The following is a 21,579-nucleotide window of genomic DNA, read 5'->3' on the forward strand; positions in this document are numbered from 1 at the left end:
GGTTCCGCTCCGATCTTGACGGCCGGGCAACGTGTTGGCCAAGAGGAAGCGGGCAGAGCCCACCACCTGCATGGATGGCATTCTCGGCAGGCGCAGAGCCCGCGGTCGACGTGCAGGCCCCAGTACAGGCGGGCGATGTCGTCGGGTTCGCGCAGCGGCGCGCTGTCGAGGGCGTCGGGTGGGCCGGTGATCCAGGCGTCGATCGCGATATGGCTGGCGTAGATGCCCTTGCCGGCCAGTGCACCGTTCAGGGTGAGGACCCACGTGCGCAGGGCCGCGCCGCTCACACTGCGGCGCCCGACGTCGCCTCCTGAGGCGACACCTCAGGAGGCGGGTCCTCCGTCGGCACCACCACTGCGATCTCCAGGCTACGCAGCTTCAGGTTGGACAGCCCCGAGATCGAGCCCACCGCGTGATGCGGCTCCCGGATCTGCGCGCCCGCCGCGTTGCGCCACAGCTTCGCCCGTGGCGAGCCCACAACATGCGCCTCGACCTGACGCGTCGACTCGGGCAGTCGGCCGAACTGCGCGCCGATCACCGGCGCACTGTCCAGGCCCTGCAGTTGCAGCAATGCCAGGTCCGACACCGGATCCTGCCAGACCACGGCCGCGCCGGTGGACCACCCGTCGCTGAACTCGGCGCGGAACCGCGCCCTCACCTCGGCCGCGTCGCCGCCCACATGCGCCGCGGTCAGCAGCAGCCGCTCACGAACCCGGTAGCCGGACCCACGCCACCACGAACCATCGGCGCGCTGGACGACGACCTCCGCGACGTGTCGCGGATCCAGCGTTTGCTATCGACCGTCACGGGGTGTGCACATCGCTCGTCGCCTATCAGCCCACTCGCTGCTCATGGCGGACCCTGCCGGATCGGATCGGCCGGCACGATCGCGACATCCATTCACGCCCTCCAGTCTTCGCCAACAACCCGCATGCCGCCGGCCGTAGCCACCCGCCCGCCACGCCGAGGGGACCGGCCGGGACTGTACAACCGGTCGGGCCGGTCCCGCGTGCCCGGCACCCAGTCGGGCGGGAGGGGGTACGGTACGATCCGATGACTGCTATTGCGACGTATCGGGGCCTCGTTGCCGTCGGGCATGCGGTGTTGTGTGTGCAGGATGCGGGGCGGCCCTACGGTGATGATGCCGACGGTGAGGACGCCCGGGTCGCGACGATGCGGACCGTGGTGGCGGCGACCGCGCATCAGCTGTTCGTGCGGGTCGCGCAGACGACGGTTGCGGTGGCGATCCAGGTCGATGTTCATGACGCGGCGCCGGCCGGCGCCCTCGACGCCGTGGGTGCCGCCGGCTGGGGTGGGCTGTTCGAGGCGTCGATCGGGTGTGCGTCCGGGCGGTTGCGGATCGAGAACACGACGTCAGGGCCGGTGACACTGCTACCCGGCGACCTGACCGAGATTCCGGTGGTTGCGGCGGGGGCGGTCCGCGTGCGGGTGTCGGCGCGCGGGCGGGAGGAGACGGCGCGGCAGGCGTCGGAGGTGTTCCGTTCTCACCCGGATGCCGGGGTCGAGGAGCGGCATGCGCTGCTGGCGGCGCTCGACGGCGGCGAAGCGTACCTGGTCGAGATCTGGCCGGTCTGAGACCGGGCGGTGCCGCTGCACTCGGACGGCTGCGATCCGGCCGGTTCGTCTGATCAGCGACGTAGACCCAAGCTGGGCAACCCGCCTCGCACGGTCCGCAGTGGCAGCGGCTCCATCACCCGATCGGGTCGCGATCGGCGGTCGCCGCCGGTTGTCGTCCTGGCGATCGCGTTCACGTACCTCCGTCAGCCCGTCAGCACGCATAGCTTGACAGTCGTGACAGCCTCGCCTACTGCCGATGCGTCGTCGCAATACTGGAGTTTTGGCAGGCAGCGGTAGCTCGCACATCACCTGGTTGAACCGTTCTGGATGCGGCTGGTGCCAGACCGAACGATCATCGAGGCGCACCCAGCCGATTGGCAGTTGCCAGGGCTCCGTTGCGTTGGGCGTTGGCAAGATCGAGGCAGACTTGAGCAGTGAAGTCATCGATCCGCCCGCGCCTGTGGCTGCCGCCGAAGTCGGCGTTCGCTGGGTTCCGGTTCCCGGCCGAGGTGATCGTCGTCGCGGTTCGTTGGTACCTGCGCTACAACCTCTCCTATCGCGACGTTGAAGAGCTACTGGTCGAACGTGGCGTGGAGGTCGATCACGTCACGGTCTATCGGTGGGTGCAGCGGTTCACCCTGCTGCTGGCCGACGCGGCTCGATTCGCCCGCCACTCGCCGGGCGGCAGGTGGTTCGTTGACGAGACGTACGTCAAGGTCAACGGAGTCTGGCGGTATGTGTACCGCGCGGTCGACCAATACGGGCAGGTCATCGACGTGCTGGTCTCGGCGCGCCGGGACGCCGACACGGCGCGGAGGTTCTTCCGCCGGGCGCTGTCCACGTTGAAGGTCAAGCCCAGCGAGGTGGTCACCGACGCCGCCGCGGTCTATCCCGCTGCTTGGCCTCGTCGGCATCGAGCCGCATGAAGTCCGCTAAGTGCTCGACGGTCGACGCCGGTGGCCCAGGACGGCGACCGACGCCAAGACCGGCCTGCAGGTCCTCACGATCTGGGGCCGCACCATGACCGGGCGGGCGTTGATCGTGGCCGAGTACCACGTTGGCGGTCTGACCTGGAAGATCATCGGCTCGCGTGAGCTGACACCCGCCGAACTGGATGAACTGGCCCGCTGGGAGGGGACGCGATGACGGAGCGAGACCTGCCGAACACGCCCGACGAGGCGCGAGCGCTGATGGACAACCTCACATTCGACCAGCCGCTCTCCGCCGAGGAGGAGCAGGCGGTGCTCGCCGGTCTGCCACCTCGTGGCGCCGAGGTCATGGTTGTGCGGTCCCTGCGCCTGCCCGTCGACGTTGACGAAGCCGTCGCGGCCGCCGCCAGGGACGCCGGTATTCCGAAGAGCACGTGGATCCGTCAGGCGATCGAGGCCGCGCTTGCGTTGCAGGGCGACGACCAGCCGATCTCGCGCGCTGACGCGCTCCGGGCGCTGACGTTGCTGCGTTCCGCGCACCGGGCCGCGTGAGCCGTGGCGGCTGCGCGGACTCCTTTACTCGGCCGGTTTATGCTGTCGCCGACCTGGGAGAACGTGCTTGAGCACGTCGCTGGGGCCTCCGACGACGCCAAATCAAGTGCTGTCAGTGTCGCGGGGTGTCATCCGTTAGCGTTCCGTTCGCGGTAGATGTTCACCGGTCGCACCGGCCAACCACTGCGGTCGGACAACCTCACCAGCCGGCTCGCCGTCGGCGCCGGGGTGCCCGATCGGACCGCACCAGATCCGGCACCTACTGGCCTCAACCTGCTCGACGACGGGTACGGCATCCGCGAAGTCGCCGCTGTAGGACTCTGTTGCCTAATTCTGTCTATACGGCGAGGGTGAGATCGAGCCTGTTCAGGTGGGTTGTTCGGGTGCGTTGTAGGGGTGTGCCGGTCCACCAAGCGTTGAGGCGAATGAGGTTGACCGCGGTCGCGGCGAAGGCGTGTTCCAGGCTGACTTTGCCGAGGCCTGCGTATCGGGCTTGGTGGATTCCGGTGACTGCGGTGGCCTGATGGATGGTGCCCTCGATTCCGGCGCGGGCGCGGTAGGTCTGTTTCCAGGCGTCGGTGTGCTGCTCGGCGCGGGCGTCGCGGAGGGCTTCGTGCAGGTCGCGGGGGCGTAGCGTCAACTGTCGTCGACGCTGCTGCGAGCGGGTGCACTCGGTCCGGGCCGGGCAGGTGATGCAGGCGCTGAGGGGGAAGCTGACCACGATGACGTCCTGGCCGTCTTGCCGGGTGGGGTTCCAGGTCGCCGAGCGGTGGCCTTGTGGGCAGGTCGCACGCTGTTGGTCGAAGTCGATGGTGAACGCGCTCCGGGCGTAGGGGCTGTTGGTGCGGGCGTGGCGGGAGGAGTCGCCGCGCATCGGGGCGATCAGACGGACCTGGTACTCGGCCCGGCAGGCAAGCAGGTTCGCGGTGGACGGGTAACCGGCGTCCATGAGGTGCTCGGCCGGCAACAGGTCCCGGTCGGCAAGCAACAGGCTCTACAACCGCCGCAATGTGATGGTGTCGCAGGAACGTCCGCCAACTGGTGTCGATCTCACGCGGGGGGCAGGCCCGACCCGGGAACCGGCGAGGATGCGGCGGATGGCGCCAGCACCGACCCGGTGACCGAGCCCGACGAGCTCACCCCGGATCCGTCGATGCCCCCATCCCGGGTGCTCCCCGGCCAGCCGCAGGACCAGGTCACCGACGTCGCCGCTGACCCGTGGTCGTCCCGGCTGGTTCGGGTAGATCCAGTGCCGGCGGACTAGCCGGCGGTGCCAGGCCAACAGCGTGGCCGGGGTGACGATCCGATGCTTCCACAACTCCCGTGGCAGCGCCCGGACCAGCCCGGACAACACCGCACATTCCGGCCACGACAGGCGCGGCCGACCGACCTGGCGGCGTAGCACCGCCACCTCATGACGCAACACCATCAGCTCCGCGGCCATCGCAGACTCACTCCGCACGGCCTGCGGCAGCCAGCCGAACACCCGCACAACGCTCAGGTACAGCACCCGCACCAACACGCCCGCCATCCTCCACCAGCATCACGGAACAGCAGCTCACGCCCCTGTGCCACGAGTATTGGCACGGTACACGGATGACAGATGAATCATGCAGATAAATGCTCGCGAATCAAGGAGCGAACAGGACGGTTGCTAGAAAGAGCACGGGAACGCCTCGTTACCGGGCCGATAGGAACATCGGCCCGGCAACGAGGGATCAAACCATCCGAAAGATCTTTCGAGCTAATCGAACACCTGAAGCACGTCCGGATTGTCGGTCCAAATCTTGATGCACGGGAGCGACATCTTCGTCAGTTCGTACCAGATGGCACAGTAGAAGATATCGGTGGTCCCGTCAGTCAACCACCAGGTCCACCGCCCACTGGCCGGGCCGACGGGTCGCACCGAGCCGACCCACTCCATGATGTCGGCCGGCCCGGCCAGCAGCTTGTCCACATAGACCGCCCGGTGCGCGGATCGGTGGACCGCAGCTTCGAACATCGCATCGCTTTCGATCAGGGCGTCGACGGACCCGAATTCGATGGTGCTGTCGGTACTTTCCGACACCACCAGTTCACCTGTCCGGGTCGCCGACGCGCCGCAGTCCCTATCCGTTTCCACGACATAGGAGATCTCGTCCTCGTCCTCGTACGGGTCGGGTTCACAGACCGGCACGAAGGTGACTACCGAGTCGAAGAACCGACTGGGATACGTGAGGCCGGCGTATCGAGCTTGAAGACCCTCCAACGTTTGTATCAGAACTTCGTCCACCGCTCCGCGGACGCTTTCCAGTGCAGTTCGAAGCGCGTCGCCCGTCAAACCAGAATCAACTTCTACACGAGCGGCGTGCTGTGCTAGGAAAGCGGTGGCCCGATGGGACAAGCCCTGCGGCGAATCCATCACGAAATCCGATGGCACAGCAACCTCCAGAAATCCTCTAGCTACCCATGCGTCATGTTCAGATAATTCAACAATCGCCCACAGCCCCCGCACGGATTCACGATCGTCCTGTGCCGCCTCATGCCCATGCCACGGCTGAAGGTCGCCATCGCCGTTGTATGTAGTGGCACCGCACCCAGGTTCCTGATCCTGCGGATGCCCTCGATCTCACTGCACCTCCCGCTATTATGCGAGCAGATGGTCATCTCCTGCTGGAGCAGTCTGGGGATTGGACCGACCCGTCCTGACTGGGTCTGCACGACCACCAGCAAGCCTGACGGCCTGATGCCGATCGTCTCGCCGACTGTGGCTCCGTTGCATTGAGCGTTGGCAAGATCGAGGCAGACTTGAGCGGTGAGGTCATCGATCCGTCCTGGCCCGTGGCTGCCTCCGAAGTCGGCGTTCGCCGGGTTCCGGTTCCCAGCCGAGGTGATCGTGGTCGCGGTGCGCTGGTATCTGCGCTTCAACCTCTCCTACCGCGACGTCGAGGAGTTGCTGGTCGAGCGCGGCGTGGAGGTCGACCACGTCACGGTCTACCGGTGGGTGCAGCGGTTCACGCCACTGCTCGCCGACGCCGCCCGGTTCTGCCGCCATTCACCAGGCGATAGGTGGCTCGTCGACGAGACGTACGTCAAGGTCAACGGAGTTTGGCGGTACGTGTACCGGGCTGTCGACCAGTACGGTCAGGTCATCGACGTGCTGGTCTCGGTCCGTCGGGACGCCGACGCGGCCCGGCGGTTCTTCCGACGGGCCATGTCGGTGTTGAAGGTGACGCCCAGCGAGGTGGTCACCGACGCCGCCGCGGTCTACCCCGCCGTCCTCGACGAGCTGATCCCGTCCGCGTGGCACCACGTCGCGCAGTACGCCAATAATCCGATCGAGGCCGATCACAGCCGGCTCAAACAGCGGTTGAGACCGATGCGCGGCCTACGAACGGATAAGACAGCACGGGTGATCATCGCCGGACACGCCTTCATGCAGAACCTTCGACGCGGCCACTACGAACTCGCTGTCGATTCCCCGTCGGCTACGTGGGTCGCCGCAGCGTTCGCCGAACTCGCCCACGCGATCTGACCGCGGACCCGACGCGGTTCAACGCGTCCGTCGATCCCACAACGCAACGGCGCCCCGAGCAATCCGTACACCGGTCAGTCAGACCCCGGAGACTATGTGACGACCGCGATCGGCATCAACCTCCACGGCTCGGTCCCGGCGGGCCGGATGACCACCGCGCTCCTGCATCAGGCCATCATGGACAACATGGCCTCACTTCTAGGCAACGGTAAAGCGCAGTTCGTATGATCACGCGAAGCCGCTCCACGGTCCGCTGGCTGGTGGCCGCGCTCGTCGTGGCCACCGTCCTGGCCGGGGCGGCGGTCGTGGTGCATCGGTTGCAGGCGGGGCACCGGGCACCGCTGGACGCGTTGCTGGTGCCCCCGTCGACCATCGACCTGCTGTCGGGAGAGCAATGGCAGGAGGATTCCGCGCGGGCGGTCGGCGGGGAGCTCACCAGGCAGTGGGTCAACGCCAGGAGCCGGGACCGTTTCGTGCAGAGGATCATCGAGCACTCGGGTGGGATCACGGCGCGGTACGGATACTCCGCGGAGGATCCGCGCATCAATGACCGTGAGGATTTCGGTCCCGAAGGAGTGCGTGAAACCCCGCTCGGCGTGCCCGTGTCAGCGGATCAGTCACTCATCTACTGCCTCCTGGCCGGGCGGCAGAACGAGCCGTGCTCGCTGTGGGTGTACTGGTCGCGATACGGCCTGTACACGGTGAAGATCTACTATCGCGAACCGGGTCTCGACGCGGCTCGGTTCGCGGAGAAAGTCAAGATCGTGGACGCGAGAATCTCGGCGGTGCTGGACTGATCGAGCCGGTCGTGGACCTGTCACGTGCGCAGGCCCACGACCGGGATCGTCAGTTGGTGAAGGCGAGGTGTCGATGGTGATGCTGCTGTTGCTGCCGTACCAGAAGCCCATGGCGAGCTGGGCCGGGCTGGCGCGGTTGATGCCGTTGGCCGCCAGGGGGATCTTGATGTCCTGGTAGGTGGTGGTCAGGGCGGGGTGCCCGCCGCCGTCGAGGGTGTAGTCGCCGAACACCTTGGTGGCGCCGCCGAGGCTGAGGTTGAAGTGGGACTGCTCGCCACCGGTGGCGCCCTTGATGCGCACGACGAGGTAGGTGTAGGCGGACACGTCGGTGCCGACGTCGCTGCCGAACCAGCCGCAGTTGTTGTACTGCAATGTGAGTGCGCCACCGGTGACGACGCCGTTGCCGCCGCCGTTGCTGAAGCAGTTGCCGCCGGTCCACTTCGCCAGGTCGTTCTTCGCCGCTGACGGGTAGGCCGGGTTGCCGTCGAAGTCGTCGAGACCGATACCCCCGCCTCCGCCGCCGGTCGCGCTGGTGGTGACGGTCAGCGGGCTGGACGCGTCCGAGGTGTTGCCCGCCGCGTCATAGGCGCGCACGGTGTACGTGTAAGCGGTCGACGCGGTGAGCCCGCGTTGTCCACCGGCTCGCCCGGCAGGTACGCGCCGCATCCTGTGATGTACACCGCTCGCGTCTGTCCCATGTGGACCATTGAGCCCCACGGATGCCCGGCCGCGGATCCGTCGCGTGACTCAACCGGCCTGAGCCGCGGTACCTAGGTAGCCGAGCAGGGCCGCGGGCCGCGCCGGATGAATACGGCCACGGAGGTCGGCGCTGTCTGCGGAGGATGACATTCACCTCGACCGCCGAGTCGCTGAGTGCGGCATGAACGACTGTCTCGCGGATCCGCTCGACGACCGCGAATGCAGCGCGGACGCAGCAACATGAACGGCACTTGACCGGGAAGCGCTCACAACGGGCTCACAGCGGAGATCAATTCCTCGCGGATACGAACGTATGACGCAACACCAGCCGGCACGGGGGAGGAGTAGTATGAGGAGGTCAGGAGAAACGTGAGGGCATAGACCGGCATCGGGCAACACTCAGTAGCAGGGTCGTTACGAGCCCCCCTGGGGGTCAAGGGGTCGTGGGTTCGAATCCCGCCGTCCCGACATTGCGAAAGGCCAGCTCAGCTGGCCTTTTTGTTGACTAAGTTCAATGTGTGGGTTAGGTCATGACACACGATTTTGCCCGTACGACCGTACGGTTTGCGTCGTAGCCAACTGTTCGGGGCGCTTGAAATCTGCTTGCCGTTACGCCGGACGGAGTCAAGGGGTCCGTGCGGTCTGCTGACAATCGACATGAAACTGCGTTTGAGCAGGCATTATGCAACACCAGCTGTCGTGGCGCCACGCGATCGACACCTTGACTCGGACGGTTGCATCCCGCTCAACCTAAGTGTCCATTGTGGATGATCACGACACATCTTTGACACGAACGTCCGTACGGTGATCTTTCTCGGCAGTCGGTTGAGCGTGCAGTCATGAGCGCGGCTGAACCAGGGGTTTGTTGCGCCGGGGCTTCCAGGGCCGGTCAGCCTGAAGTCATGATCGGCCGTGCGGACGCGTGCGCGTTGTCCTTCCTCGAGGTCGTACGTGGCGGCGCGCCGGTCGTCTTGGGTCGTGTTTCTCGTGGCCGTGATCGATTGGTTGCAGCTGCGGGACCCGGGCGTCGAGGTTGTGGCGCTGCTGGATCGGGCAGAGCGGGAGCCGAGCTGCGCCGGCGCCGGGACCCGGCTGTCCCTCGGCGCCGGGAAGCGCACCAACCTCGCGCTGGCACGCCGGCCCGGAGCCCGTATGTTGGCGGCCCAGCGCCGGCTACTCGCGGAGGCCGACGCGGCGTCGCTGCTGCGGCTGCTCGAGGCGCAGCGGGTAAGCCCGGTGGAGTCCCTTGACTACGAGGGCCTCGACGACTTGGCTGCACAACGAGCACGTCGTCCGGTCGGGGGCCGGAGGCTGCGGGTGCAGGCCACCCCGGGTCACACCCGGGCGGGGCCGCGTCGTCTACATCGACGACGCCGCTGGACTCGCTTTCACCGGCGATCACGTGCTGCGCACAGGTGCTGTTGCATTGCCGGTTCGCGTGATCGAGGCACGCTTGAGCCGTGAAGCGTGCAGCCCGCCGTAGCCCTGCCGTGTCAACACGTTCGGCGTTTGCCGGGTTCCGGTTCCCGCCGGAGGTGATCGTGGTCGCGGCGCGCTGGTACCTGCACTACGGGCTCTCGTACCGCGACGTCGAGGAACTCCTCCTCGAACGCGGCGTCGAAGTCGACCACGTCACCGTCTTTCGCTGGGTGCAGCGCTTCACGCCGCTGCTCGCCGACGCGGCCGGGTTCTGCCGCCACGCTCCGGGCGACCGGTGGTTCGTAGATGAGACCTATGTCAAGGTCAGTGGCGTGTGGCGGTACGTGTACCGGGCGATCGACCAGCACGGGCAGGTCATCGACGTGCTCGTTTCAGCGCGCCGGGACGCCGCGGCAGCGCGCCGGTTCTTCCGGCGGCCGTTGACCACATTGAAGGTGACACCGACCGAGGTCGTCACCGACGCTGCACACGTGTACCCGGCAGTCCTTGACGAGCTGATCCCGTCGGCGTGGCACCACGTGGAGCAGTACGCCAACAACCCGATCGAAGCCGACCACAGCCAGCTCAAACACCGGCTCAGGTCGATGCGGGGCCTACGCACCGACCGGACCGCACAGACGATCATCGCCGGGCACGCCTTCGTGCAGAACCTACGCCACGGACACTACGAACTCGGACTCGACGCACCACGCGGACTGCGTGTCGCCGCGGCGTTCACCGAACTTGCCGCCGCCATCTGAAGCCGGCCCTCTCGGCTCAACCATGCTTCCCGATCGCCGAACGCAACACCGCCGATTCCGTGGCTCCAGATCAGGAGTCGGACCGTGGACGCGAATGTGGTGCAGGTGCAGCAGCGCCGTGAGGACCGATGAGGTGGACAGATGCGTCGCGTCATCGGGGTAGCAGATGTAGGCGGCGGCAGTCTTGCGCGGCCGGTTGCGTATCGATCAGTGTGCTGATCTTCGTGCATACTGTATCGATGATCGTTGAGCAGCCGGGTGGTCGACCATTGCGGATCCTGCAGATCAGTCACGCCTACCCGCCCACCTTCGGCGGCGTCGAGAGCCACGTGTGGGACATCGCGCACGGGCTGGCCGCCCAGGGGCATGAGCTGCTCGTGCTGACCGGCGGCAGCCCACTGCCGGGCGACGACGACGGGCCGGTCCGGGTGCGCCGGCATCCGCCGATCGGTGTGCAGCCGCTGCTGGCGGCCCGGCGGGGCAGCAAGCCCGACGAGCTGCAGCCGCAGTTGCTAGCCGACCTGCGCGGCATCGTCGGCCCGGTGGTCAAGGAGTTCCGGCCCGACGTGCTGCACCTGCACAACGGGCACCATTTCGGCCCGGAGCTGGCGCGGGTCTGCCTGGACACCGGCGTCCAGACCATCGTCAACGGGGTGCACGACCGGGTGGGGGAGCGGTTGTGTCTCGAGGTGCTCGACTGGCCGTGGGACTTCGTCGTCTACGCGAGTCACTACCTGCTCACCGCGTTGCCGACCGAGCGCCCGGCGGCGGTGCGCTGGCTGGGCATCGACCGGGTGGCGTTCAGCCCCGACGGTCCGCTCGACGAGCGGCTCGTGGCCCTGCCCGGCCCGGTGGTATTCCACCCGGCCCGGTTGCTGCGCTGGAAGGGTGTCGAGGACGGTGTGCGGGCGTTCGCCCGGATGCGCCCGGTGCTCGGCGGGGGGACGCTGGTGCTGTGCGCCTCGGAGGACATCGCCGACGACCCGGCCGAGGTGGCGGCGCTGCGCATGGAGCTCACGGAGCTGGCCGGGCAGCTCGGGGTCGCCGACGCGGTTCGGTTCATGCACTTCGACCGGCTGCGCATCGCCGAGGCCTACCGGGCCGCCGACCTGGTGTGGTATCCGACGATCGACGAGGAGCCGCTGGGTCTCGTGCCGCCGGAGGCCATGGCGGCGGGCACGCCCGTCGTGGTGACCCGGTCCGGCGGGATGCGCGAGACGGTGGTCGAGGAGGTCACCGGACTCGCCGTCGACAAGGGCGACCACGTGGCCCTGGCCGACGCGGCGCTGCGGGTGCTGACCGATCCGCAGTTGCGCGCGAAGCTGGTGGCCGGCGGACGGGAGCGGTCGGCGCTGTTCGACATCGGTGAATACGTCAGCTGGCTGGCCGAGGTCTACGAGAAGCCGCCGCAGGGCTGAGCCGGCCGGTCGCCCATGCCACCGGTTGCCCACGCAAGGGCGGCCGGCCGTCAGCCGGCCGGTCGCACGGTCGGGCGGCAGTCGGCCGGGGCCAGCGGGTCGGCCGCCGCGACCGCCACGTCCCACGTTCCGGTGAACGGCTCCCGGCCGTGCGCGGTCAGCAGGTTGTCGACCAGCACGACGTCACCGGCCCGCCACGGCAACCGGACCTGCACGGCCTCGTATGCCGCGACGATCGCCCGGTGGTCGGCCTCGCCGATCGGCTGCCCGTCGCCGAAGCGCGCGTCGAAGGGCAGGCCTCGTTCGCCAAACGAGGAGTGCAGCAGCGCCCGCTCGGCCGGGTCGAGGGTCCAGGCGCTGAAGAACCCCACGTCGTTGAACCAGCACTCCTCACCGGTCACTGGGTGGGTCACCAGCGCGGACCGTAGGCGGCTCAGCCGCAGGACACCGTCGCGCTGGTCCTCGACGGAGACCAGCCGTTGCGCGCAGGCCCGCTCGATCGCGGCCACGTCGTCAGTGCCGAACGCCGTGGCCGGTCGCGGCCCGAAGCCCGGCCGGAACGTGCGCTCGAAGCGCCACCCCTGCGCGCGGAAGCGGGCGGCGAGGTCGGGCGGCAGGGCGGCCAGCGCCGCCCGGGTGTCGCCGAGCAGCAGCTCTCCGCCGGTGCGCGCCGGTGCGAGACAGGCGAACAGCAGCAGTCCGGGCACGGTGAGACTGTAGGACTCGTCGTGGTGCAGGCACTGTTCGCGGTCGGCGCCCCACTCGGGGGCCGACCACACGTCGTGGCCGAGGTCGGTCCGGTCGGCGAACGGCTCGACGGGCCGGACCGGCGCGCGGCCGAGCGCGTCGCGCAGCGCGGCCAGATCGGCCGGGGTGCGCACTGGCAGGCCCGAGAGGTGCACGGCGCCGTGGCTGCGCAGCGCCGCGTCCAGCTCGGTGCGGTGGGCCGTGGCCCAGGCCGCCACGTCGGTCACCGCCGCGCAGTCCATCGTGGCCGGCCCGGCCGGTGCGACCCGCCGCGCTGTGGTCCGCCCCGCTGTGGCCGGCCACGCGCGCACCGCCGTCGCGGTCGCACCTCCCGCGGCGTCAGCTCTCGCGGTGCCTGATCCCGCGGGGGTGGTGCCCGCGGACCGGTCGAGTGCGGCCGCCAGCTCGCTGAGCGCCGGGGTGTCCAGCAGTTGTGGCAGCGTGACCAGGCCGTCGAGGCTGCTGACGACCCGCATGGCGGACAGCGACCCGCCACCGAGGTCGGCGAACGAGTCGTGTCGGCCGATCCGGGCGACCGGCCAGTCCAGCGCGGCCGCCCAGGCCGCGGCCAGCCGCCGCTCGGTCGGCGTCCGCGGCCGGGCGTCGGCGGCGGCGGCGCGGTCGTCGCCCTGCTCGGCCAGTGCCTGCAACCCGATCAGGTCGTCGGCCGGGGCGTCGGGCAGGTCCTCGTCGAGCCGGGTCAGCAGCCGGACCCGCAGCGCGACCAGCGCGACGAGCACCATGCCCAGCCCGCACAGCACGTAGGCCAGGCCGAGCCCGCGTCCAGAACCGGTGCCGAGGACGCGTCCGACCGTGGTGGCCAGCGCTCCACCCGGGTCGAGCAACGGCTGAAGCTTGCCGCTGAGCGGCACCAGTACCAGGAAGCCGATCGGCAGCGTCGACCAGGTCAGGGTCTGGTTGAGCGCGATGACCCGGCCGTGGAAGCGTTGCGGCACCTTGGTCTGCACGATCGTCAGATAGATGCCGTTGGCCAGCGAGAGTCCCAGCGCGGTGCCGAAGACGCCGAGGATGACCAGCGGCACGCTCGGGCGCAGCCCGCTGAGGGCGACGCAGACCCCGGCCGCGCCGATGGCGAGGATGTTGGCGACCATCCGGCGCCGGGCCGGCCCGCCCCAGATCGTCATCGCCAGGCCGCCGACGAGGACGCCGAGGCCCTCCCCGAGCGCCACCTGACCGACCTGGCCGACCCCGGCGAAGCCGAGCACCAGCGGCGGGACCAGCAGCACGGGCACCGCGTAGAGCAGGTTGGTGACGCCGTAGTAGACGAGCATGGCCCGGAAGGCGGGCGTGCCCCAGGAGAGCCGGGCGCCGCCGGCGAGCTGTGCCGAGAACGTCTCCAACCGGCGCTGACCCATCAGGTCGGGGAAGCGGATCACCAGCAGCACGGCGATCGCGACGGCGTAGGTGACCAGGTCGATGATGACGATGCCGCGCAGTCCGATGGCACCGTAGAGCCCGGCGGCGAGCAACGGCACGAACAGCAACGCGATGCCGTTGACGAGCTGGGCGATGCCGTTGGCGTGACCCAGATATCGTTTTGGCACGAGCTGCGGGATCGCGGCGGTGTAGGCGATGCGCTGGAACGTGCTGGCGAAGGACAGCAGCCACACGGTGCACAGCACCGCGATCAGTGGTGCGTCGCCGCTGCCCAGCAGGAACGCGATGGCCACCACGACGGCGGCCGCCGCCCACGAGGAGCCGAGGATGACCCGGCGCCGGTTGTAGCGGTCGGCGACCGCCCCGGCCAGCGGGGTGGCGAGCAGGATCGGCAGCACGGTGGCGACCCCGGTCAGGCCGAACGCGGTCAGCGAGCCGGTCGTGGTGTAGATCCAGACCGGGATCGCCCAGCCGGTCAGGGTGGAGCCGGCCAGCGAGACGAGTTGCGCGGCGGAGATCAGCGCGAAGCGCCGGGCACCGGGCTCGGCGGGAGCCCCGACGCCAGTCGCCGTGCCGGTCGTGCCGGTCGTGCCGGTCGGGTCGGTGTGGGACACGCCGCCCGGCCACCACCGGCCGGTGGTGGCCGGCGGGTCGGCCAGTGCATCGACCGGCCGGGTCAGCACGTCGGCCAGCTCATCGGCCCGGTACCGCAGGAAGAAATGCCCCGCCTCGGCCAGCACGACCAGCGCGGCGGTGTCGGTCAGGAAGTGCCATTCCCGGTAGCGCTCGTGGTGGTAGTCAGTGACCGGGTCGCGTTCGCCGACGACGGAGATGATCGGTGCGCGCAGGCGCGGCGGTGCGGTCTCGAGCAGGTCGGTGAAGTGCTCCGCGGCGTCGCGGCCGTCGCGGCGCATGTTGCTGATGATCCGGTCGGCCTGCACCGGGTCGACCCCGGACAGGTCCACGCCCATGGACTTGAGCCAGTTGGCCTGCACCCGGTTGCTGCCGCGTTCCTCCAGCCAGCCGTACATGCGGCTGAGCCGCCCGCGCGGTTTGGCGAACGGAAAGACCGCGCCGGTGTAGACCCGTTCGATCTCACGACCGGCCAGCTCGAGCAGCCGGGCCAGCTCGATGACCAGTGCCCCGCCGACACCGCAGTGCCCGTAGAGCACCAGGGGCCCCTCGACGCGGGCCAGCACCTCGTCGGCGCACCGGCGGGCCAGCTCGGCGAAGGGCAGCGAGTCCTCGTCGAGGCCGACGTCGTGGCCGGGGATGGCGACGGACCACAGCGCGTGGCCCAGCGGCAGGGCGTCGGCCAGCGGCTGGTAGACCACGGCCGACCCGCCGCCGTAAGGCACGCAGACATAGGACATGACCCGGTCGGCGGCGGCCACCGGCGGGGTGAGCTGATACAGCAGCCGCCGGGGGCGTCCGCCGCCGTGGGGTCCTCGATCAGCGCGGCCAGCCCGCGCACGGTGGGGCTGGTGAAGAAGTCGATGACCCCGACCCGCCGCCCGGTGCCCTCGGTGAGTGGCCGCATCTGCGCGACCACCTGCGTGGCCAGCAAGGAGTGCCCGCCCAGGGCGAAGAAGTCGTCGTCGGCGCCGACCCGCTCCAGGCCCAGCACGGCACTCCAGATCGCGGCGATCGCCCGCTCGGCGTCGGTGTCGGGCTCCGCGCCACCGGCCGGTGCGGTAACCGGCGCCGGCATCGGCAGGGCGGCCCGGTCGAGCTTGCCGTTGGCCGACAGGGGCAGCGCGTCCAGGGGCACGAAGGCGGCCGGCACCATGTATTCGGGCAGCCGCCGGCTCAGCGCCAGTCGCAGCGCGGCGGAGTCGGGGTCGCCGACGACATAGGCGATGATGCGCTTGTCACCGGGTGACGGCTCCTTGACCGCGACGGTGGCGTCCAGCACGCCCGGCTGCTCGCGCAGCGCGGCCTCGATCTCGCCGAGCTCGATGCGCAGACCGCGCAGCTTGACCTGGCCGTCGATCCGGCCGATGAACTCGACCGCGCCGTCGGCGCGGCGGCGGGCCGAGTCGCCGGTGGCGTACAGCCGCCCGCCCGGCGCGCCCCAGGGATCGGGGATGAACCGCTGCGCGGTGAGCCCGGGTCGCCCGTGGTAGCCGATGGCGACCTGGACGCCGCCGATGTGCAGCTCTCCGACGGCGCCGACCGGCACCTCGTGACCATGCCGGTCCAACAGGTGGATGCCGACGTTGCTGATCGCCCGGCCGATCGGCACGCGGGACCGGCCGCGCAGCGCCTCGGTGGTGCAGTGCCAGGCGGTGACGTCGATCGCGGCCTCGGTCGGGCCGTAGAGGTTGTGCAGCTCGGCGCCGGGCAGCGCGGCCAGGCAGCGGCGGGCGAGCTCGACCGGCAGCTCCTCACCGCTGCACACGACGAGCCGCAGCGCCGCGCAGTCCAGCGGGTCGGGGTCGGCCAGGAACGCGGCCAGCATCGAGGGCACGAAGTGGACGGTCGTCACCCCGTGCCGGTCGATCGTCTCGCGCAGGTAGGCCGGGTCGCGGTGACCGCCCGGCTCGGCGAGCACCAGCCGTGCCCCCTGCAGCAGGGGCCAGAAGAACTCCCACACCGACACGTCGAAACCGAACGGCGTCTTTTGCAGCACGACGTCGTCGGAGCTGAGACCAAAGGTGTCCTGCATCCAGCGCAGGCGGTTGAGCACGCCACGGTGGGCGTTGAGCACACCTTTGGGCCGGCCGGTCGAGCCGGAGGTGTAGATGAGGTAGGCCGGGTCGTCGGGCCCCGCGACCGGGCCCGGGTCGGTGTCCGGCTCACCGGCCCAGGTCGCCGGGTCGTCGAGCAGCAGCACCGGCACGTCACCGGCCGGCAGCCCGTCGGTCAGGGTGCTGTGCACCAGCACGGCGTCGGCGCCCGCGTCGGCGAGCATGTAGGCCAGCCGGTCCGCCGGATAGTCCGGGTCCAGCGGCAGGTAGGCGGCCCCGGCCTTGAGCACGCCGAGCAGGCCGATGACCAGCTCGGCGGAGCGCTGCGCGCAGACCGCGACGATGCCGCCGGGCCCGACGCCGTCGCGCCGCAGCCGGTTGGCCACCCGGTTGGCGGCGCTGTGCAGTTGCTGATAGGTGAGGCTGTCGCCCTGCGCGACAACGGCAACGGCTTCAGGTACACGCGCGGACTGCTCGGCCAGCAGCCCCGGCAAGGTGTCGTCGTCGGTGCCGGTTGCGTCGGTGGCGGTGTCGTTCCAGGTGGCCAGCTCGGCGCGGGCCGCGGCGTCGAGCGGGTCGAGCGCGCTGACCGCGGCGTCCGGCGCGGCGAGCATCCCGCTGAGCACCGCCCGCCACGCGTCGGCCAGCCGGGCCACCGTCGCGGCCTCGAACAGGGCGGTGTTGTAGACCAGGCGGCAGTAGATCCGCTCGCCGGGCACCGGCACGGCCTGCAGCTCCAGCTCGAACCGGGTCGCCGGGGCGTGCACGGGCTGCCACGGCAGCTCCGGCTCGGCGTCCACGGCCCGGTCACGCAGGTAGTTCTGCATGACGAACGCCGCCTGGAACAGGGCCGGGCGGCTGGTGTCACGCACCACGCCCAGCTCGCTGATCACCCATTCGAACGGCACCTCGGAGTGCGACAGCGCGTCGAGCACCGAGTCGCGGGTCGCGTCGAGGAACGCGGCCACGGTGTCGTCGCCGGTCAGGTCGGCGCGCAGCGGCAGCATGTTGATGAACATCCCGACCGCGCCGTCGAGATCGGGGTGGGCGCGTCCGGCCACCGGGGACCCCACGGCGAAGTCGGTCGAGCCGCCGTAGCGCGACAGCACGATCTGGTAGCCGGCGAGCAGCACCATGAACAGGGTGGCGCGGTGGGCCCGGCCCAGCTCGGTCAGCCCGGCGACGAGGTCGGCCTCGAGGTAGAACTCGTGGTCGGTGCCGGCGAAGGTCTGCACCGTCGGGCGGGACACGTCGGTGGGCAGCTCCAGGGCGGGCACGGCGTCCAGGCGCCGCACCCAGTAGTCCAGGTGTGCCCGCCCGACCGGCGACTCGGCCTGCGCACGTTGCCACGCGGCGAAGTCGCCGTAGGGCACCGGGTCGGCGAGGTCTGCCGTCTCGCCCCGCCGGGCGGCCCGGTAGAGCGTGTTGAGCTCGACGAGCAGCACCTCGTTGGACCAGCCGTCGGTGACGATGTGGTGCATGTCGACCAGGGCCAGCACGTCACCGCCGGTGATCCGGATCGCGTCGGCGCGCAGCAGCGGACCGGCGGCCAGGTCGAACGGCCGGCCGACGAGGGTGAGCACCAGCGCGCTCGCGGCCGCCTCGTCGGGCACCTCATGCACGGGCATCGGCACCGCTGCCGGCGGGTCGAGCGCCACCCGCGGGCGGCCGTCCGCGCCGGTCGGGAAGTGCGTGCGCAGACTCTCGTGCCGGGCGGAGATCGTGCCGAGGGCGGCGGCGAACGCGTCGAGGTCGGGCTGCGGGCCGAGCCGCACCTGCAGGGTCGAGCCGTAGGCGCCGTTGTCCGGCGCGAACTGCTCCATGAACCACAGGCGTTCCTGCGCGTAGGACAGCGGGGGCATCTCGCCGGGCGGGCGCCGGGGGATGCCCGGGCGCTGCTCCCGCGCCGCGACGGCCTTGCGCAGCCGTTGCTCCAGCATGCTGCGCTTGGCCGCCGACATCGCCGGGCGTTGCTGTGACGTGGTCACTCGGCACCACGACCGGCCAGCTCGGCGGCCTCGTCCTCGTCCAGCTCGTCGATCTGCGCCTCCAGCAGCCGTTCCAGGGTGGCCGCGACACCGGCGACGGTGACGTCGGTGAAGAACTCCTGGATGGTGAGCGGCACCTCGGCCAGCGCGGACAGCCGGCCGATGACCCGCAACGCGAGCAGGGAGTGCCCGCCGAGGTCGAAGAAGTTGTCCAGCGCGCCGATGCGGTCGCGGCCGAGCACGTCGCTCCACACCCCCGCGACGAGCTCCTCGGCCACGGTCCGGGGTGGGATCCACGCCGCGGTGCCCGGCGCCGCCCGGCTCGTGGGTACTTCGGTGGGCACCGATCGGGTCGGTGCCTCGACCGGCAGGGCGGCGAGCGGCACGTCGGGATCGCTCAGCACGATCGGCATGACCTGGGTGTAGGCGGCGGCGATGCGCTGGGCGGTGACGGGCTCGAACAACGCGGTGTCGTACTCCAGCCGGACCCGCCCGCCGGTGACCTCGAGCATGAGCTCGTCCTCGACCGCGCCGGGCCGGCGGCTGGCTCCGGCGTCGAGGTGGTTGAAGCCGATCTGCTGCAACGGCGCCACCCCGGGCAGCCGGGTCGTGACCATCGCCTCGACGAGCTTCTGGTAGGGCACCTGGTGCTCGTCGACGTCGAGCAGGGCCGCGCGGACGGTCCCGGCCAGCTCGCGGTAGCTGCCCGCGGCGGGCACCTGGACCCGCACGACAGCGAGGTTGACGAACATCCCGATCAGCCCGGCCAGCTCCGGCCGGTCGCGGCCGCCGAGGCGGATGCCGAGCACCACGTCGTCCCGGTCGGAGCAGCGGTGCAGCACCGCGACCCAGCCGGCAAGCAGCAGCGCGTACGGCGTCGTGGACAGCGTCCTGGCCGCCGCCGCCAGCGCGGCGCCGAACCCGACCGGCAGGTCCAGCAGGATCTCGCCGCCGACGAAGCGCCGCACGGCCGGGCGCGGGTGGTCCAGCGGGACACCGTGGACCGGTGGCAGGTCGGCCAGCGCGGCCCGCCAGTGGACGAGCAGCTCCTCGTAACGCTCGGTGAGCCGGTCGCGTTGCCAGGCGGCCCAGTCGGCATACTGCACCGGCAACTCGGGCAGGTCGGGCTCGCGTGCCTCGGTGGCGGCCGCGCACCGCTCGCCGAGCTCGGCGCGCAGCACCGGCTCGGACGCCGCGTCGAACACGGCGTGGTGGATGCCGAGCAGCAGCAGCCACTCCCCGGCCCCGCGGCGCGCGAGCACGGCCCGCCACAACGGTGCCTCGGACAGCGGCAGCGGCACCCGGGCGAGCCGGTCGAGGATCTCCTCGACCTGCCGGTCGGCGTCTTCGACCGGTCGGTCGGTCAGGTCGACCCGCTCGACCGGCAGCGGCGGGGCCGGGTGCACGACCTGCCGCAGCACGCCGTCGTCGAGGCGGAAGGCGGTCCGCAGCGGCTCGTGCCGACCGACGGTCGCGGCCAGGATCGCCAGCAGCCCGTCGACGTCACCCGCCCAGGCCAGCGGGATGCCGGTGACCACGTGATAGACCGGGACGTCGCCGGTGAGCTGACTGGCGAACCAGACCCGTTCCTGGGCGAACGAGGCGGGCGTCACCCACGGCTGCCCGGACGCGGCGGAGGTCTGCACCGACTCAGCCATCACACTTCTCCCTCGATCGTCTTCTATGCAAGACTATAGAGCGTGATCGATCATGTGCCAGAGGACGTCGAGGCGACTGCCCCGCTGTCCTTCCAGCAGGAGTGGATGGCGGCCAGCAAGCTGCGACATCCCAACCCGGGCTGGAACATGCTGCTGCCCTGGCGGCTGACCGGCTCGCTCGACCGCGCCGCACTGTGCGCCGCCATCGATGCCGTGATCGCCCGGCACGAGGCACTGCGTACCACCCACGCCATCGGCGCCGACGGCCGGGCGGTGCAGCACGTGCACCGGCACCGCCCGGGCCGCACCGGCGAGGTCGACCTGCGCGCCCTGCCGGCCACCGAGCGGGGCGCCGCGCTGGCGCAACTGGCCCGGGAGCGGCACTCCCGGCCCCACGACCACGTGCGCGGGCCGCTGTTCGAGCCGACGCTGGTGCGCTGGGCCAACGACGAGGCCTACCTGCTTTTCGCCATCGACCACTCGATCTGCGACGGCTGGTCGGTCGGGGTCCTGCAGGCGGAGCTGTCGGCCGCCTACAACGGCCTGGTCACCGGTCGCGGGCTGCGCCTGCTGCCGCTGCCGGGCCGATACCGTGACCTGGCCGTAGAGCAGCGGGCGCTCGCCGCGGCCGGTGCCTTCGACGACCAGCTCGAGCTATGGGCCGACCGACTCACCCCGGGCCCGCTCGGGCAGGCCGCGGCCCCACCGGCGGGCGTCGACGGATACGGCAGCGCCCAGCACCCGCTGGTCGTGCCGGCCGAGACCGCCGAGCGGCTGCGCCGGCTGCGCGGCACGCTGTTCATGACGCTGCTGGCCGCGCTGGCGGCCGTGCTGGCCCGGCGCACCGCGACCGGCGAGGTGGCGGTCACCAGCATGGCGGCCGGTCGCGCCCGCGCCGAGCACCAGCGGCTCATCGGGCTGTTCGCCAACCCGGTGGTGGTGCCCACCTGCGTCGCCGGCGGTGACACCTTCGCCACCCTGCTCGACCGGGTCCGCCCGGCCGTGCTCACGGCCAACGCGCGGCCCGATGTGCCGTTTCCACTGATCGCCCGGCGGACCGGGGTCACCGCGCCGGAGATCTGGCTCAACGTCGCCCCCCGGTCCTCGATGGCCCGGTTCCGCGGCCTGACGGTCGACACCGCCGCGCTCACCCACGACTATCCGATCGACGTGCCCGCCGGGGCCTGGCGCGGCGAGATGCTCATCGTCAACCTGGCCGACACCGGCGCGGCGGTGTCCGGCCTGATCGACTACAACCGCCATCAGCTCGACGCGCCGACCGTCGCCGGCATCGCCGAGGACTTCGTCGGGGTGCTGAGCCGGGCCGTGCAGGAGCCTGGGGCGCTGCTGGCGGAGCCGGGCACCAGGCCACCGCTGCCATGACGGGCGGTGCGTCGCGGGCCGGTTCCGCCGATCGAGGTTCATCACCCA

The 21,579-nt window shown here is 70.4% G+C and carries 16 protein-coding genes and 2 pseudogenes; 9 read left to right on the forward strand and 9 right to left on the reverse strand.

Going from position 1 to position 21,579, the window contains the following annotated elements; genetic code table 11:
* Together AB0H83_RS47905 and AB0H83_RS47910 are read right to left on the reverse strand one after the other, a co-directional pair.
* Nucleotides 1-287: hypothetical protein (locus AB0H83_RS47905; RefSeq protein WP_360109335.1), on the reverse strand; the 287-nt coding region annotated here is incomplete at its 3' end.
* On the reverse strand, nucleotides 284-787 hold the full coding sequence (locus AB0H83_RS47910) for a serine protease (RefSeq protein ID WP_360109383.1): 504 nt from the start codon (nucleotides 785-787) through the stop codon (nucleotides 284-286). The genes AB0H83_RS47905 and AB0H83_RS47910, both read right to left, overlap by 4 nt.
* Nucleotides 788-1,182: 395 nt before the next feature.
* Between AB0H83_RS47910 and AB0H83_RS47915 the strand changes: the two genes are divergently transcribed.
* The 4 genes and pseudogenes from AB0H83_RS47915 (at nucleotide 1,183) to AB0H83_RS47930 (ending at nucleotide 3,059) form a co-directional block, all read left to right on the forward strand.
* Nucleotides 1,183-1,596 carry a hypothetical protein gene (locus AB0H83_RS47915; protein WP_360109338.1) on the forward strand — a complete coding sequence of 138 codons (414 nt, stop codon included), beginning with the start codon at nucleotides 1,183-1,185 and terminating at the stop codon, nucleotides 1,594-1,596.
* 446 nt (nucleotides 1,597-2,042) lie between these two features.
* Nucleotides 2,043-2,471 (forward strand): annotated as a pseudogene (locus tag AB0H83_RS47920) (IS6 family transposase); the annotation flags it as partial.
* 43 nt (nucleotides 2,472-2,514) lie between these two features.
* Nucleotides 2,515-2,724, forward strand: a complete 210-nt coding sequence (locus AB0H83_RS47925; RefSeq protein ID WP_360109341.1) for a hypothetical protein — start codon at nucleotides 2,515-2,517, stop codon at nucleotides 2,722-2,724.
* Complete coding sequence (locus AB0H83_RS47930; RefSeq protein ID WP_360109344.1) at nucleotides 2,721-3,059, forward strand: ribbon-helix-helix protein, CopG family; 339 nt, start codon at nucleotides 2,721-2,723, stop codon at nucleotides 3,057-3,059. The genes AB0H83_RS47925 and AB0H83_RS47930 overlap by 4 nt, the downstream gene beginning before the upstream one ends.
* A gap of 337 nt (nucleotides 3,060-3,396) precedes the next feature.
* On the opposite strand, the gene AB0H83_RS47935 is transcribed toward AB0H83_RS47930, so the two are convergent.
* The 3 genes from AB0H83_RS47935 to AB0H83_RS47945 form a co-directional block, all read right to left on the reverse strand.
* Nucleotides 3,397-4,047 (reverse strand): transposase, encoded by a 651-nt coding sequence (locus AB0H83_RS47935; protein ID WP_360109347.1) that lies wholly within the window; start codon nucleotides 4,045-4,047, stop codon nucleotides 3,397-3,399.
* A 6-nt stretch (nucleotides 4,048-4,053) separates the two neighbouring features.
* On the reverse strand, nucleotides 4,054-4,590 hold the full coding sequence (locus AB0H83_RS47940; protein WP_360109350.1) for a helix-turn-helix domain-containing protein: 537 nt from the start codon (nucleotides 4,588-4,590) through the stop codon (nucleotides 4,054-4,056).
* A 213-nt stretch (nucleotides 4,591-4,803) separates the two neighbouring features.
* Nucleotides 4,804-5,553: a hypothetical protein gene (locus AB0H83_RS47945; protein WP_360109353.1), complete on the reverse strand. Its 750-nt coding sequence runs from the start codon at nucleotides 5,551-5,553 to the stop codon at nucleotides 4,804-4,806.
* 330 nt (nucleotides 5,554-5,883) lie between these two features.
* On the opposite strand from AB0H83_RS47945, the gene AB0H83_RS47950 reads away from it, so the two are divergent.
* Nucleotides 5,884-6,573 (forward strand): IS6 family transposase, encoded by a 690-nt coding sequence (locus AB0H83_RS47950; protein WP_360109386.1) that lies wholly within the window; start codon nucleotides 5,884-5,886, stop codon nucleotides 6,571-6,573.
* Between the two features lie 96 nt (nucleotides 6,574-6,669).
* Entirely contained in the window at nucleotides 6,670-6,801 is a 132-nt protein-coding gene (locus AB0H83_RS47955) for a hypothetical protein (protein WP_360109356.1), read from the forward strand.
* Nucleotides 6,802-7,190: 389 nt separating this feature from the next.
* Here AB0H83_RS47955 and AB0H83_RS47960 read toward each other — a convergent pair whose 3' ends face one another.
* On the reverse strand, nucleotides 7,191-7,964 hold the full coding sequence (locus AB0H83_RS47960) for a hypothetical protein (RefSeq protein WP_360109392.1): 774 nt from the start codon (nucleotides 7,962-7,964) through the stop codon (nucleotides 7,191-7,193).
* A 1,595-nt stretch (nucleotides 7,965-9,559) separates the two neighbouring features.
* Between AB0H83_RS47960 and AB0H83_RS47965 the strand changes: the two genes are divergently transcribed.
* Together AB0H83_RS47965 and AB0H83_RS47970 are read left to right on the forward strand one after the other, a co-directional pair.
* On the forward strand, nucleotides 9,560-10,249 hold the full coding sequence (locus AB0H83_RS47965; protein ID WP_360109389.1) for an IS6 family transposase: 690 nt from the start codon (nucleotides 9,560-9,562) through the stop codon (nucleotides 10,247-10,249).
* Between the two features lie 239 nt (nucleotides 10,250-10,488).
* A complete protein-coding gene (locus tag AB0H83_RS47970) occupies nucleotides 10,489-11,667 on the forward strand; it encodes a glycosyltransferase family 4 protein (protein WP_360109359.1) in 1,179 nt (392 codons plus the stop codon).
* A gap of 50 nt (nucleotides 11,668-11,717) precedes the next feature.
* On the opposite strand, the gene AB0H83_RS47975 is transcribed toward AB0H83_RS47970, so the two are convergent.
* The 3 genes and pseudogenes from AB0H83_RS47975 to AB0H83_RS47985 form a co-directional block, all read right to left on the reverse strand.
* On the reverse strand, nucleotides 11,718-15,185 hold the full coding sequence (locus AB0H83_RS47975) for an MFS transporter (RefSeq protein ID WP_360109362.1): 3,468 nt from the start codon (nucleotides 15,183-15,185) through the stop codon (nucleotides 11,718-11,720).
* A 137-nt stretch (nucleotides 15,186-15,322) separates the two neighbouring features.
* Nucleotides 15,323-18,463: pseudogene (locus AB0H83_RS47980) on the reverse strand (amino acid adenylation domain-containing protein); the annotation flags it as partial.
* Nucleotides 18,464-18,486: 23 nt separating this feature from the next.
* A complete protein-coding gene (locus AB0H83_RS47985) occupies nucleotides 18,487-20,148 on the reverse strand; it encodes a condensation domain-containing protein (RefSeq protein WP_360109365.1) in 1,662 nt (553 codons plus the stop codon).
* A 42-nt stretch (nucleotides 20,149-20,190) separates the two neighbouring features.
* Here AB0H83_RS47985 and AB0H83_RS47990 point away from each other — a divergent pair, with 42 nt between their 5' ends.
* Nucleotides 20,191-21,531 (forward strand): condensation domain-containing protein, encoded by a 1,341-nt coding sequence (locus AB0H83_RS47990; RefSeq protein WP_360109368.1) that lies wholly within the window; start codon nucleotides 20,191-20,193, stop codon nucleotides 21,529-21,531.
* The last annotated feature ends 48 nt before the right edge of the window (nucleotides 21,532-21,579 follow it).

The sequence above is a fragment of the Dactylosporangium sp. NPDC050688 genome, from assembly GCF_040654515.1.
GTDB lineage: Bacteria > Actinomycetota > Actinomycetes > Mycobacteriales > Micromonosporaceae > Dactylosporangium.